General features: G+C 72.6%; 12 protein-coding genes. 4 read left to right on the forward strand and 8 right to left on the reverse strand.

Annotation, left to right across the window (positions count from 1 at the left end; translation table 11 throughout):
- Both AAHZ94_RS15770 and AAHZ94_RS15775 read left to right on the forward strand, forming a co-directional pair.
- Positions 1–1,438, forward strand: a 1,438-nt coding sequence (locus AAHZ94_RS15770; protein WP_349993512.1) for a WD40 repeat domain-containing protein, incomplete at its 5' end; no start/stop codon positions are given.
- Positions 1,439–1,443: 5 nt separating this feature from the next.
- Positions 1,444–2,145 carry a WD40 repeat domain-containing protein gene (locus tag AAHZ94_RS15775; RefSeq protein WP_349993513.1) on the forward strand — a complete coding sequence of 234 codons (702 nt, stop codon included), beginning with the start codon at positions 1,444–1,446 and terminating at the stop codon, positions 2,143–2,145.
- Between the two features lie 64 nt (positions 2,146–2,209).
- Here AAHZ94_RS15775 and AAHZ94_RS15780 read toward each other — a convergent pair whose 3' ends face one another.
- Complete coding sequence (locus AAHZ94_RS15780; protein WP_349993514.1) at positions 2,210–3,295, reverse strand: TolB family protein; 1,086 nt, start codon at positions 3,293–3,295, stop codon at positions 2,210–2,212.
- A 591-nt stretch (positions 3,296–3,886) separates the two neighbouring features.
- Here AAHZ94_RS15780 and AAHZ94_RS15785 point away from each other — a divergent pair.
- Complete coding sequence (locus tag AAHZ94_RS15785; RefSeq protein ID WP_349993515.1) at positions 3,887–4,621, forward strand: dienelactone hydrolase family protein; 735 nt, start codon at positions 3,887–3,889, stop codon at positions 4,619–4,621.
- 138 nt (positions 4,622–4,759) lie between these two features.
- Here the strand turns inward: AAHZ94_RS15785 and AAHZ94_RS15790 are convergent, their stop codons facing one another.
- The 5 genes from AAHZ94_RS15790 to AAHZ94_RS15810 all read right to left on the reverse strand — a co-directional run bounded on the left by AAHZ94_RS15790 (position 4,760) and on the right by AAHZ94_RS15810 (position 10,636).
- On the reverse strand, positions 4,760–5,674 hold the full coding sequence (locus AAHZ94_RS15790; protein WP_349993516.1) for an SAM-dependent methyltransferase: 915 nt from the start codon (positions 5,672–5,674) through the stop codon (positions 4,760–4,762).
- A gap of 338 nt (positions 5,675–6,012) precedes the next feature.
- Positions 6,013–7,125 (reverse strand): NAD(P)-dependent alcohol dehydrogenase, encoded by a 1,113-nt coding sequence (locus AAHZ94_RS15795; RefSeq protein ID WP_349993517.1) that lies wholly within the window; start codon positions 7,123–7,125, stop codon positions 6,013–6,015.
- A complete protein-coding gene (locus tag AAHZ94_RS15800; RefSeq protein ID WP_349993518.1) occupies positions 7,122–8,525 on the reverse strand; it encodes an aldehyde dehydrogenase family protein in 1,404 nt (467 codons plus the stop codon). Before AAHZ94_RS15800 ends, AAHZ94_RS15795 begins: the two co-directional genes overlap by 4 nt.
- 7 nt (positions 8,526–8,532) lie before the next feature.
- Positions 8,533–9,288, reverse strand: a complete 756-nt coding sequence (locus tag AAHZ94_RS15805) for a (5-formylfuran-3-yl)methyl phosphate synthase (RefSeq protein ID WP_349993519.1) — start codon at positions 9,286–9,288, stop codon at positions 8,533–8,535.
- Between the two features lie 205 nt (positions 9,289–9,493).
- On the reverse strand, positions 9,494–10,636 hold the full coding sequence (locus AAHZ94_RS15810) for a serine hydrolase domain-containing protein (protein WP_349993520.1): 1,143 nt from the start codon (positions 10,634–10,636) through the stop codon (positions 9,494–9,496).
- Positions 10,637–11,143: 507 nt separating this feature from the next.
- Between AAHZ94_RS15810 and AAHZ94_RS15815 the strand changes: the two genes are divergently transcribed.
- The gene (locus AAHZ94_RS15815; protein WP_349993521.1) at positions 11,144–11,704 is read left to right on the forward strand and encodes a cysteine hydrolase family protein; all 561 of its coding nucleotides are present in this window, start codon (positions 11,144–11,146) and stop codon (positions 11,702–11,704) included.
- Positions 11,705–12,101: 397 nt separating this feature from the next.
- On the opposite strand, the gene AAHZ94_RS15820 is transcribed toward AAHZ94_RS15815, so the two are convergent.
- Both AAHZ94_RS15820 and AAHZ94_RS15825 read right to left on the reverse strand, forming a co-directional pair.
- The gene (locus AAHZ94_RS15820; RefSeq protein ID WP_349993522.1) at positions 12,102–12,935 is read right to left on the reverse strand and encodes a polysaccharide lyase family 7 protein; all 834 of its coding nucleotides are present in this window, start codon (positions 12,933–12,935) and stop codon (positions 12,102–12,104) included.
- Positions 12,936–13,176: 241 nt separating this feature from the next.
- Positions 13,177–13,359, reverse strand: a 183-nt coding sequence (locus AAHZ94_RS15825; protein WP_349993523.1) for a hypothetical protein, incomplete at its 5' end; no start/stop codon positions are given.

The following is a 13,359-nucleotide window of genomic DNA, read 5'->3' on the forward strand; positions in this document are numbered from 1 at the left end:
GGTCTATCAGCGACACAGCGCCGTACGGGCCCGCGAAGCCGCGCTCTCCCGACAACTGGCCGCCCAGTCGTTGAGCCTGGCCGCCTCCCGGCCAGGCACCGCGATGCTGCTGAGCGTGGAGGCGTACCGCACCGCACGCACCCAGGAGGCCCGCGGCGCCCTGCTGAGCATGTCTGCGCGCGGGCACTATCAGGCCGAGCTCAGCGGGCACACGGACGCCGTGTCGGAGCTGACGTACGGGCCCGACGGGACGCTGTTCAGCGTCGGTCGGGACGGGAAGGTCATCGTGTGGGACGCCCTGCGCCGGGCCCGGCTGGCGACGCTGGGCGCGCACGCCACCTGGCTGCGGGCGGTGGCCGTGAGCCCGGACGGGCATCGACTGGCCACCGGCGGAGACGACGGGAACGTCCTGCTGTGGGACGCGGCGCGACGCTCCCCCGCGGTCACCCTGGCCGGCCCCCGCGCCCCGGTCAACGGCGCGACCGGCGAGCCGGCCAAGGGCGCGGCGAAGAGTTCGATCAAGAGCGTCGCGTTCAGTCCCGACGGCCGCCCCCTGGCAGCCGCCGGCGACAGCGGTACCACCGTGCTGTGGGACGTCGGCAGCGGGCGCCGCCGGCTGACGCTGACCGGGCACGGGGCCCGGGTGTGGTCGGTCGCGTTCAGTCCGGACGGCCGCACCCTCGCCACGGCCGGCGCGGACGGCACGGCACGGCTGTGGCGTGCGACGGACGGCCGACCACTCGCCCGTTTGACCGGCCACACCGGCTCCGTCGACTCGCTCGCCTTCAGCCCCGACGGGAAGCTACTGGCCACCGCAAGCCAGGACCATTCGGTCCGACTGTGGGACACGGTGCACGGCACACGGGTGGCCGTGCTGCCCGGCCACAGCGCGGAGGTCAAGGCCGTGGCGTTCAGTCCCGACGGCCGCACCCTGGCCAGCAGCGGTCAGGACCGTACGATCCGGCTGTGGGACACCGCGCGGCACACCCTGCGGGCCACGTTCACCGGCCACGGCACCAACGTCTACAGCATCGCCTTTCATCCACGGGGCCATCAGTTGGCGGCAGCGGGAGAGAGCGGCACGATCTCGTTGTGGGACCCCACCCGGGGACCGCTCACCGAGCACACGGACCGGGTGAACAAGGTCGCTTTCAGTCCCGACGGACGCACCCTCGCCACGGCCAGCCACGACCGCACCACCCTGCTGTGGAACCTGACCCACCGTTCGCCCTACCGGCAGTTCGCCGCGGACGTGGGTCCGGTACGGCCGTGGCCTACCGTCCCGACGGTAGGGTGCTGGCCATGGTCACGGGCGTCGCCGCGGACAACGCCGGCGGCCTCACCCGGCCGCCCCGGCCGCGGGACCAGGTGCTCCTTCTGGTCGACCCCACCCGTGGCGGCCGGCCCCTCCGACTCACCGGCCACGCCGCGTACCTGACCGACGTGGCCTTCAGCCCGGACGGGCGCACCCTGGCCACCGCTAGCGCCGACAAGACGGTCATCGTCTGGGACGCCGTCCGACACACCCGCCTGACGCGGCTGACCGCCGACACCGGCGCGGCCGGAACCGGCGTCAACGCCGTCGCTTTCAGCCCGGACGGCCGCACCCTGGCCACGGCCAACTACGACGGCCGAGTCACCCTGTGGGACACAAACCGCTGGGTGCGCACGGCCACCCTCAGCGGGCACACCGGGCAGGTCCGCGCGGTGGCCTTCAGCCCCGACGGGCACACCCTGGCCACCGCTGGCATCGACCAGACCGTGGTGCTCTGGGACCCCGCCCGACACACTCGCCGCGCCACCCTCGCCAGCAGCGCGGGCGCCGCCTACTCCGTCGCCTTCAGCCCCGACGGCCGCACCCTGGCCACGGTGAACGCGGATACCTCGGTCATCCTGTGGGACCTCGCCAGCCACACCCGACGCGCCACCCTCACCGGCCATACGGGGCAGGTCCGCGCCGTGGCCTTCAGCCCCGACGGGCACACCCTGGCCACCGCGGGTGAGGACCGGACCGCCCGGCTGTGGGACACCGATCCAGCCCGTACGGTGGCCCGACTCTGCCGGACGCTGGACCGGGATCTGACACGGGAGGAGTGGCGCCAGTTCATCCCGGGACGGCCGTACGCCAGGACATGTACGGGGTGACTCCTCGCCTGGGCGCCTTGACCGGCTGCGACGGCTGAGGTGCGGGTGATCGGTCTGCGCGGTGTCAGAAGAAGCGGCGGACGAAGACGTCCGACGCGCCGTTGGAGTCTTCGGGGACGATTCCGTCGGCCGTCGACTGGAAGACCACGTCGCGCCCACCGGCGCTGACTGAGTCGACCTCGGCCGTGGCGGGCTGGTCGGAGACAGTTTCGTCGGTGCCTGTCTGGAGGTCGCGCAGGGCCAGCGACGGGCCGCCGGGGGTGTTCGGGGTGTGCAGCAGGTAGCGGCCGGTGGGGTCGAGGGCCACGGCCTTGACGTTCGGCACCTGTTGGGCGTTGCCCGAGCTGACGTCATGGACGTACGTGTCGGAACCCGCCTGGTAGACGACCTTGCTGCCGTCGTCACTGAGCTGGACGAGGAGCGCGCTCGTGGACGGGCTCTGGAGCGGACCCGACGTGGCGCCGGTCGTCCGGTCCCACAGGTAGACGCCCTGCTTCTGATACGTGAGGTCCTGGTAGGCGACGTAGCGGCCATCGTCGCTGATGGAGGGGCGGGCCGGGGCCCCACTGCCGAGTTCGGCGATGGTTTCGTAGCCGCCGTTGCGGTCCGCGACCAGGACGCTTCGGTAGAGCTGAGGGTAGCGCAGGAGTCCGAAGGCGAGGTAGTGGCCGTCCGCACTGAGAGAGGGCTGGTTGCAGCGGGAGCAGGCAACCGGCAGCAGGCCCAGGTCGATGGAGTGCTGTCGGATCTGCGGGGCGGTCATGCCCTGCGCCGGGACGTTGACGGCAACCTGCCTGCCGTCACCACTGATCGCCGGAGTCCAACCCTCGACCAGGGGCTCCGTCCTGGTCCGCGCTGTCCGCCGGTCGTGGACGTACACCTCGTTGCCGCCCTGCGACGGGCCGTTCTTCAACGAGGTGAAGACGATGTTGCGGCCGTCGGGTGTGATCGAAGCGGCGCCGTAACCCTCGTCGGTCGCGATGCTGATCCTCTCGACACCGACGCCGAGACCGCCGATCGCGACGATCGGTCCCGGTGGGGCAGCCGTGGCGACCGAGGGCCCGGTGACCGTGACCGCACCGAGCACGACCGCCACGCCGAGGGCCGCCCACAGGCGTCTGGTGGTGCTCCGATTCGTGATTCCCCTCATGATTCCCCCAAGTAAGACACGACACCTCCGCCAGATCTCCACTGGAGGACCATCCAGCATGGAACCGTGGCAGCCCCAGGGGAAGCAATACCTCACCTGACGTAGAGTTGATGCACCGTCAGTACCGTTACGCCGCTTGACTGTTGACTCGCCTGAGCGGGTACGGCTGCTGCTTCGGTCGGGCGGTGGGTCCTACGGCGACGGGCTGTACGGCGAGGGGCCCCCGTACGGCCGCGGCGTGCCCCAAGACGAGTGCGGCGCGCGCTCGCTGCGACGATCCACGATGGTCAGGGGCGCTTGCGAGCCATGATCGCGCCACAGACGCCCGGGGCGGGGACCGCCTCGCGGGGTGCCCACCTGGCCGTGCCCGGCCCCCCTGCCTCCCACCGCCCCCTCCGCCCGCGTTCGGGCCCGCGCCCGCCCCCACACCCCACCCGCATCCGTGCCCGTATCTGCGACCGCGCCCCGGCCCCTCCCCCGCTGCGGCCGACCGGGCCCCGGCGCGTCTTGCGCTGCTGGCCTGTTTCCGCCCGGTTCTGCCCAGGGTGAAGACCGGTCCGCAGCGGCCCAGTCGTGATTACAGTCCCCTGCATGACGACGATCACCACGCGTACGGTCACCTATCCGGCCGACGGACTGACGATGGTCAGTCACCTCGCGCTGCCCGCCGGCGTCGGGCGCCGGCCCGCGGTGCTGGTCGGCCCCGAGGGGCCGGGCTTGAACGACTTCCAGCGGCAACGGGCCGACGCGCTCGCGGAGTTGGGTTACGTGGCGCTGGCCTTCGACATCAACGGCGGGCGCTGGTTCAGCGACCCGCAGGAGATGCTGGCGTACATCAACCCGCTGCTCGCCAACATCGACCGGATGCGGGACATCGGCCACGCGGCGTTGGATGTGCTGCGCGCCGAACCGCGTACCGATCCCGAGCAGATCGCCGCCATCGGGTACGGCACGGGTGGCGCCATCGCGCTGGAGCTCGGGCGCGCCGGCGTCGACCTGCGGGTGATCGGCACCATCAATGCGCTGACCACCGGCCGGCCGGGAGAGGCGAGCCGGATCGCCTGCCCAGTGTGGGCCGGCGTCGGCTCGGAGGACCCGATCATGCCGGCCGCGCAGCGGGACGCCTTCGCCGCGGAGATGCAGGCCGCGGGGGTCGACTGGCGGCTGATGGTCTACGGCGGGGCGCTGCACGCCTTCCACCACCCGTCGGTGGAGCACGAGGTGCTTCCCGGCGTGGGCCACCACCCGCAACACGCGGCGCGGGCCTGGCGCGACGTCGTCGACCTGCTCGCCGAGTGCCTGCCGGTGGGCGAGGCCGTGGACTGACCTCACACCCCGCCCACCACCACGTTCACGGTGAGGACCGGCCCTACCCGTGCAGGGGGGCGGGTCCTCCCGCGGGTGGGGCCGTGGGCCCGTCGCATGTGAGGGGGCCGGTCCTCCGGCGGATGGGCCGCGGGCCTGTCAGGTGTAGGGGTGGGTCTTGTGCGCGAACACCCAGCGGTTGCCTTCCAATGCGTCGTTCGGCACCGGGAGTGGGCCGCGGCCGAGTCTTCGGCTGTGGTCGAAGGGCGTCTGGACCAGGGTTGACCATCCCCGGTCCGCCAGGTCGCCGGCGGAGTCGGGGCGTGGCGAACCGTCGAAGAGGGTGAGGAGGTCGATGCCGATCTGTTCTCGCGTGGCGGTGTAGATCGAGCTGTCCCGGTACACCCACAGGTCCTTGTCCACCTTGACCTCGAAGGCCAGCGCACTCCCCCGAACACTCAACTTGTCTGCTACGCGCATGAGCTGGGATTCGGCCGGGGCCGGGAGGTAGAACAGGAGTCCTTCGGCGAGCCAGGCGGTGGGCAGGGCCGGGTCGAAGCCGGCGTCGGTCAGGGCACCGACCCAGTCATCCCGCAGGTCGGTGGTGACGGGTATTCGGGTCGCCTTCGGGGTGGCGGACAGGCCGTCGAGCACCTGGTGTTTGAAGGCCAGCACCCCTGGCCTGTCGACCTCGAAGACCGCGCAACCCGCCGGCCAGTCCAACCGGAAGGCCCGGGTGTCGAGCCCGGCCCCCAGCAGTACCACCTGGCGGGCGCCGCCGACGTGCGTCGCCTGGAGCAGGAAATCGTCGAAGACCCTGGTCCGCAGGCCGAAGTAGCGCGCGAAGCGGCCCCACAGTGGGTTGGCCTCGCCGTCCGGCACCTGGTCGGGGTGGACCGGCCAGCCCGCCGACGCCGGGGCCGCGAGCACGAAGTGTTCCGCGAAGTCGTCCCGGGCCAGGCTGTCGTGACGGCCCCCTTCGAGCGCCCGGCCGGCGGCGACCATGAGCGCGGTCAGCCCCACGCCCCCTCCCACCCCGTCCACTCCGGTGTTCCGATGTGCTGTGTCGACCATGGGGTCCTCCCGTGCCACGAGTGAGAGACAGGAACAGCGGGGGTGTCTGCGGCGGGGCGACACTGCCCCGCGGCACCACCCCACGACACCGCCCACCGGCGCACCGCCGGCGGCGGACAGATCAGGCGGGCCGGCCGGGCTCAGCGCCGTGAACCACGCCGCCCGGGCCCAGACAAAAGCCCAGCCAAAAGCCCAGATGAAGCCCCAGACCAAGGCCCAGCCAAAGGTCCAGGACCAGGCCCGGACGAAGACCTAGGCGCAGGCCCAGGAAGGGGCCACGGGCCCGGGCACGGTCCGTACGGGGCAGCCCCCCTGCCCCACACCCCGCAACGGCCCACTCACCGGGCCACTCCCCGCGGAACCAGTACGGGCTTGACGACCCGACCGGCCGCACAGTCGCGCTCTGCCTCGTTGACAGCCGTCAGCGGGTAGGTGCGGATCAGTTGCTCGAACGGGAAGAGCCCGGCCCGCCAGAGGGCGGCCAGCCGTGGGATCAGCAGCCCCGGCACCGCGTCGCCCTCGCAGACGTGGGAGATCCGCCGCCCCTTGTCCAGGGTTCCCGGGGCGAGCGGCAGCGCGGTGTGCAGCCGGGCGACCAGGCCGAGGTGCCCGGTCGGGCGCAGACAGCGGAGCGCTTCGTTGATCAACCGCGCGTCGCCCGTGGTGTCCAGGGCGTACGCGGCTCCGCCGCCGGTCAGCCGGCGCACCTGATCGGCCAGGTCGGGCGCGGCGGCGGGCAGTGCGACCGCGTGCAACCGCTCAGCGGTGGCCAGCCGTTCGGGGTGCCGGTCGACGGCGATGGGCTGCGCCCCGGCAGCCGTGGCCGCAAGGACCGCGGCCAGGCCGACCGCGCCCGCGCCGATCACCACGACGGTGTCGCCCGGGCCGGCGCCGAAGGTGTGCAGGATCGTTCCGGCGCCGGTGAGGAAGCCACAGCCGAGCGGCCCGAGGAGCTCCACGGGCAGGTCGGGGTCGACCCGTACCGCGTTGCGCGCCCGGACCAGCGCGTACTCGGCGAACGAGGACTGGCCGAACCAGCGCGGCGCCAGCACCCCACCCGCCGCGTCCGTGAACCGTCCCGCGTCCTGCGAGCGCCCGCCGAAGAGGTTGAGCGCGGCGAAGGAGTCACAGTAGGCGGGGGCGGCGGCCAGACAACTCCGGCACATCCCGCAGGAGTCGAAGCTGAGCACCACGTGGTCACCCGTGCGCAGACCGGTGTCGGGGCCGCCGGTGGCCACCACCACGCCGGACCCCTCGTGGCCGAGCACCGCCGGCAGCGGTGAGCGGCCGGCCGAGGCGCGGACGGCGAGGTCGGTCCGGCACATCCCGCACCCGGCGATCTCCACCAGGACCTCGCCGTCGGCCGGCTCCCCGTTCCAGCGGACCTGCTCGACGGTGAACGGCCCCTCGTACGAGCGCAGTACCGCCGCCCGGAAGGGGGCGGCCCTCATGTCTCCTCCGGGCGGTGCACGACGAACGGGCGGAGGTTGCCGTAGAAGCCCCAGGGCCCGCCCGCGACACCGACGCCGCTCTCCTTGATGCCGGCGAAGGGCTGGGCGAGGGAGAGTTCGGCGTGGTGGTTGATCCAGGCCGTTCCGCACTCCAGCCGGTCGGCCACCGCCTCGGCCCGGTCGAGGTCGGTCCCCCACACCGAGCCGCCGAGGCCGAAGCCGGTGTCGTTGGCCGCGGCGACGGCGTCGTCCAGGCGGTCGTACGGCAGCACCGGCAGCACCGGGCCGAACTGCTCCTCGCGGACGACTGCGCTGTCGGCGGGGACGTCGGCGAGGATCGTCGGGGCGAAGAAGTACCCCGGGCGGTCGAGCCGGTGGCCGCCGGCTGCGGCCCGGGCGCCGGCCGCCAGGGCCTTGGCCGTGCCGTGCTCGACGCGGTCCCGCTGGGCCGGGTTGTTGAGCGGCCCGATACGGGTGTCGGGGTCGAGCCCCGGGCCGACGGCGACCGTCCGCGCGCGGTGCGCGAGGGCCTCCACGACCTGGGAGTAGAGCCGGGCCGGGGCGTAGACGCGCTTGACGGCCATGCAGACCTGGCCACAGTTGCGGAACGCCGCCCAGAACAGTCGGTCGGCGATCCGCTCGACGTCCACGTCGTCCAGCAGGACGGCCGCGTCGTTGCCGCCGAGTTCCAGGGTGAGCCGGGCGAGCGAGGCCGCAGCGCCCGCGGCGACGGCCCGCCCGGTGGGCACCGAACCGGTGAAGGTGACGTGGCGGATGCCCGGGTGGGAGACGAGGCGGGCGCCGAGGGGTTCGCGGCCGGTGACCACCGTGAGGACGTCGGCGGGGAGCACTTCGGCGATGACGGACCCGAGCAGCCTGGTGGCCAGCGGGGTGTACGGGGATGGCTTGAGCACCACCGTGTTGCCCGCGGCGAGCGCGGGCGCGAACTTCGCGGACGCGAGTTGCAGCGGGAAGTTCCACGGCACGACCGCCGCGGTGGGCCCGCCCGGGCGCCAGCGGACCTCGCTGCGCACCGGCCGGCCGTCGGCGATCGGCTGCGACTCGGCGGTCAAAGTGGCGAAGTAGCGCAACCTGGCCGCCGTACGGGCCACTTCGGCGTGCGACTCCGCCAGAGGCTTGCCCTGCTCGCGGGTGAGCAGCGGGGCCAGTTCGGGGCCGGCCGCAACGACGGCGTCGGCGGCTGCGCACAGGGCGCTGCTGCGCGCCTGCGGGTCGGCCCGCCAGTGCGACCAGGCCCGGTGGGCCCGGTCGACGGCGCCGTCCAGGGTGTCCGGCTGCTCGTCGGGGGCCTCGTCGAAGACCTCGCCGGTCGCCGGGTCGGTGACGGGGAACCGCCCGGGCCCGGTCGAGGGCTCGGTGCGGGGTTGGCTCGTCGACATCCGGCGGTCAGTTCGTGGTGGTGGAGGCGGCTGCGTGCTCCCGGGCGTGGCGGTCCATCTCCGCCCGGAAGGCGGCCACCAGGAGCGGCCGGATGCGCCCTGCGGTGCGGTCGCCGCCCTCGCACACCGCTCCGCGCACCCCGACGATGTCCGTGCCGATGCGGGTGAGCGTGCCGAGGTCGGCGGCCTTGACGCTGCCGGCCAGCGCGGCGAGCAGGTCGGCCGCGTGGGCCCGGCGGACGAACTCCGCGCAGGCGTCGGGCGATACGTGGTCGAAGAGTCGCGTACCGTCCTTGATCGCGGTGTCGAGCATGGCCGCGTCGCAGCCGGCGCGGTGAGCGATGTCGGGCAGGGCGAGCGGGTTGACTGAGCCGATGCGGTGCGCGTCGGCGTAGCCCGATGCGACGACGAACGCGTCCGGCCGGTGGTCCTTCACCGCCCGAACGACCCCCTGCATGACCTCGATGGCCTGGCTCGGCGTCGTACATCCGTAGAGGCCGACCTTGATGTACGTGGCGCCGGAGACGGCGGCGCCGAGTGCTGCCTGGGCGACCGTGCCGGGCTTGTACGGGACGTCCCCGACGGTGGCCGATATGGGCTTGTCCGCCGGGACCGCGGCACGGATCTCCCTGATGACCCAGGGGTAGTTCGCCCCGAGCGAGCCCTCGTCGGGCTTCTTCACGTCGACGATGTCGAGGTGTTCCGCCGCCAGTGCGCAGTCGTGCGCCTCCGCGACGCTGTCCGGGGAAACGAGAAGCAACAACCCAAACCCCCTCCGCCTGGGCCCGTCCGGTCAGGGACTGCGGGCCGTGTCACGCATGCATCACGCGTGCCGCACATCTTCTCCACAAGCTTCACTTCCGTGACAGGGCGCGCAGATGACGAACCAGCGCACCACAACCCCTCCCCTGTGCCCCCTGCGCGCCCCCTGACATCAGCGATGTGTGTTTGTCCGCGTCAGCCCCTGCTCAGCCGTACATGGCCACCCGGTACAGCGCGGCGAGGGCTTCGTCGATGGGGTGGGGCTGGGGTTGGCCCGCGGAGTCGAGCGCGTTCCACCGTTGCAGGTTCACTGCTATGGCCAACTGTCGTCTGCCGTCGGCGCGGGTCATCGCCAGCGTCCCCGAGCCCCATACGGTGCCGCCGTGGCCCCAGAAGGTGGGTTGCTCCACGGCCCGCGTCGGGTACAGGCCGAGGCCGTAGTCGATGACCTTGCCCTCCTGGGAGACGACGGGGACGGTGCGCTGCATCTGCGCGAGCGAGGCCGGGCCGATGAGTTCGCCGGTCAGGAGCAGCCGGTAGAAGCGGTTGAGGTCGCTGACGGTCGAGACCAGGGCGGCCGTCGGGCCCACCCAGGACATGTCGAAGACGCTGTAGTCACGCGGTGGGTCGATCATGCCGAACCACGCCTCGTAGCCCTTCGCGTGCGGCCCGGCGATCTCCGGCCGGGTCGGGAGTCCGGTGCTTCGCAGGCCGGCGCGCTCGATGACGTGCTCGGTGAGGTACTTGTCGACCGTGATGCCGGTGACGTGCTCGATGAGCGCGCCGAGCAGCAGGTAGTTGGTGTTGGAGTACAGGCCGGGAGTGCCGCCCGGGGCACCGGCGGCGGGCGCGTCGACGCCGAGGCCGATCAGTTCGGTTGCCTCGAAGCGGGTGAGCCGGTGGTCGTCCAGGCTCTGCGGGCTGGTCTCGGCGATGTTCGGCAACGCCCGCAGCGAGGGGTAGGCGTACGGCAGGTACTCGGCGAGGCCGCTGGTGTGGTTGAGCAGCATCCGCACGGTGATGCGCGCGCCGCGCTCGCCGGGCACCAGGTCCGGCAGATACCCGCCGATGGGCGCATCGAGGTCGATCAGGCCGCTCTCGACCTGCTGGAGGACGGCGACGGCGGTGAACGTCTTGGTGACGCTGCCGACCCGGTGCCGCATGTCGACGGTGACGGGTTCCCCGGTGTCCAGGTCGGCGACGCCGGCGGCGCCCCGCCAGACCCGACCATCGGCCCGCACCTCGGCGAAGAGGCCCGGCACGCCGGCGCGGCACACATCTTCCAAAGCCGCGTTCAGGGCGGTGTTCAGAGCGGTGTTCAGTTCCTCGAAGTGCAGCGGGTTCGGCATGGCACGTGTCCTTGTCTGAGGTCCCCGAGTGAGCGCACGCCGGTCGCCGACCAGGCCATTGCGACGTGCAGGGCACGCCGAACGGGCGGGAGCCGCGTCGCCGACGTACTCGTGAATCCATTATGCACGCAGTGCGTGCAACATCAAGCGCATGGGCGCACGCACGGCCGAGTGCGCCGCTGGCGTACGGGGAGGTGGAAGGGGGCGCGGGCAGCGCGCCGCCGCGGATCACGGCACGGGCCCCCATCCGCCCCGCCCGCCCTGCCCGCCCCGCGTCGACGGGCCGCCGCCGAGCCGCCACGCGATCGGCCGGTACGCCGTACGGGCACGGTGCGGCGGGGAGGCGATCCCGATACGCCGCGAGATCGGCCGCGGCACGCGTCCGGACCAGCAGAAAAGGGCTCGCGGGGGAACGCGGCGGATGGCAGGGTGCGGCACAGGGTGCCGCATACCGGTCACGCGTCGACCGCGCCACGCGGCACCGAACCGGCCGTCTGTGGAGGCGACATGAGCAGTGCCCTACTCGTGATGGACGTCCAGCGGGACATCGTGGACGTCGCCCGGGCCGACGCCGACTACCTGGCCCGGGTGCGTACGGCGATCGACGCGGCCCGGGCCGCGGACATCCCCGTGATCTATGTGGTGATCGCGCTGCGCCCCGGCTTCCCCGAGGTCGGCACGCGCAACAAGGCACTCACGGCCATCGCCCGGGCCGGCGCCTACGTGGCGGGCGCCCCCGGCACCGAGATCCACCCGCAGGTCGCGCCCCTGCCCGGCGACGTGGTGATCACCAAGCGCCGGGCGAGCGCGTTCTCGGGCAGCGACCTCGACGTGGTGCTACGCGCCCGCGGCATCACGAGCCTGGTCCTCACCGGCATCGCCACCAGCGCCGTGGTCCTGTCCACCCTGTGCCAGGCCAACGACCTGGACTTCGACCTGACCGTACTCGCCGACGCCTGCCTCGACCTCGATCCGGAGGTACACCGGGTGCTCGTCGAGCGGCTGTTCCCCCAGTGGGCGGAGGTCCTGAACACCGAGGAGTGGGCCGAGGCGGTCACTTCCGGCTAGGCCGGGCTGCCTTAGGCGGGGGTGTTCGCGACCCCTACGCCCAGGTCACGCCCCCACCTCGCCGTCCGGTCCCGCGGAATCTCCGGAGGCGCCACGGCCGGCACCGCTCCCGGCAGCGATCCGTGGACGACGTCCGTACGAGGCAGCGAAACACCGAAGTCGATGGCGGCAAGCACCCTCCGTGCCGCCAACGAGCGAAGCAACCCCAGGTCCCCACGGCTCGCATCAGCCAAGCACGCAACACACCAGTGGCCCCTCCCCGGCAAGGGGAAGGGGCTACTGGCACAGACCCTACGCACAGGCCCTACGCACAAAACCTACGCACAGGCCCTCAGCGCAGGCCCTACGCCCGGGGCCGACAAAGACGGGTGCGGTTCGCGCGTCACAGGTGGGGGCGTCAGCGCTGGTGGCGGACCCGGACGTCGCGGATTTCCACCTCGCCGTAGTTGGAGGCGCTGCACGGCTTGGAGTTCTTGCAGTTCGCCTGGGTGTAGGCGCCGGTCTTGAAGTAGTTGCTGGAGTCGGAGTGCTTCAGGGTGGTCTCCAACTTGTCGTTGTAGTAGATCTTGACCTTGCCCTTGGACACCACGTACGTCAGCTTGAAGACCGTGCCGAGCTTGTACTTGTCGGTGATCAGGTGGTGGTGGGTGGTGTCACCCTTGGTGATGTAGAGCTTGGTGCCCTCCAGGCGCAGGGCGGTCACGTCGTCGTCACCGCCGTGGATCTGGGCGCCGACGACGTGCGGCTTGTCCTTGGGCAGGTGGGTGAACGCCTCACGGACCGTCAGGGTGTGCTTGCCCGAGGTCGACGACCACTCGGTCTCGTCACCGCCACCGCGTTCCATCTCCCGCAGTTCGGTCCTGGGGTTGCTCGAACCGCTGGTGGTCACGCCGTTGACGGGTGCCCGGAAGCGAACCGCCCGGCCGGAGTCGGTGACGGTGAAGTAGGGCTTCTTGGCGTAGCCGTCGAGCTCCGGCTGGAAGATCTCGGTGGGGTGTTCGTCCTTGCCGATGGGCAGGGTGACCTTCCAGTCCCTGAGGTTGAGCACGTCGGACGGCAGCTTGGCGCCGTGGCCGCGCTCGCTCGCCGTTGCGGCGGCGGAGTGTGCGTCGGCTGCCTGCACGGACGCCGGCGCGATGAGCGCCGTCAGCACCGCGGCGGGCAGCGCACACGCCAGCGCCACCCGGCCGCGCCGACCCGCGCCGTTGTGTGAAGAGCGGGTGTGTGTCACGGGGTTGACCTCCATGGTTGCGTGGCACCTGCGCCCGCGCCCGGCCGAGGGTGTGGCCGGTCCTGCGGGCGTTCCGGGCGACCGTAGGAGGAGGTGGTGGGGACGGGTCCCGTAACGGTGATCGCGGTGGGCCCCGGGCGCGGCCCCTCGGCCGTCACGGTGATCGCGATGGGCCGGGCACGGCCCCGGGGCCGTAACGGTGACCGCGGCGGGACCAGGCCCGGCCTCAGGGCCGTGACGATCACCGCAGTGGCCCCCGGGGGGGGCCCCCCCCCCCGGGGCCCGGCGGCCCCCCCCGCCCGCCCCCCCCCCCGCCCGGGCCCCGGCCCCCCCCCCCCCCCACCGGCCGCGGCAGGGTCGCCGCTCCGCCCGGCGCCGCACGCCCACGCCGTACGCCGTACGTCCCGAGCCTCGCAGTGTCGAG

Source organism: Streptomyces sp. HSW2009 (assembly GCF_040240285.1).
Lineage (GTDB): Bacteria > Actinomycetota > Actinomycetes > Streptomycetales > Streptomycetaceae > Streptomyces.

Excerpts from the sequence above, each read along its gene's own strand:
- AAHZ94_RS15800 (WP_349993518.1), bottom strand. The coding sequence starts at position 8,525 with ATGTCGACGAGCCAACCCCGCACCGAGCCCTCGACCGGGCCCGGGCGG.
- AAHZ94_RS15815 (WP_349993521.1), top strand. The coding sequence starts at position 11,144 with ATGAGCAGTGCCCTACTCGTGATGGACGTCCAGCGGGACATCGTGGAC.
- AAHZ94_RS15810 (WP_349993520.1), bottom strand. The coding sequence starts at position 10,636 with ATGCCGAACCCGCTGCACTTCGAGGAACTGAACACCGCTCTGAACACC.
- AAHZ94_RS15780 (WP_349993514.1), bottom strand. The coding sequence starts at position 3,295 with ATGAGGGGAATCACGAATCGGAGCACCACCAGACGCCTGTGGGCGGCC.
- AAHZ94_RS15795 (WP_349993517.1), bottom strand. The coding sequence starts at position 7,125 with ATGAGGGCCGCCCCCTTCCGGGCGGCGGTACTGCGCTCGTACGAGGGG.
- AAHZ94_RS15790 (WP_349993516.1), bottom strand. The coding sequence starts at position 5,674 with ATGGTCGACACAGCACATCGGAACACCGGAGTGGACGGGGTGGGAGGG.
- AAHZ94_RS15785 (WP_349993515.1), top strand. The coding sequence starts at position 3,887 with ATGACGACGATCACCACGCGTACGGTCACCTATCCGGCCGACGGACTG.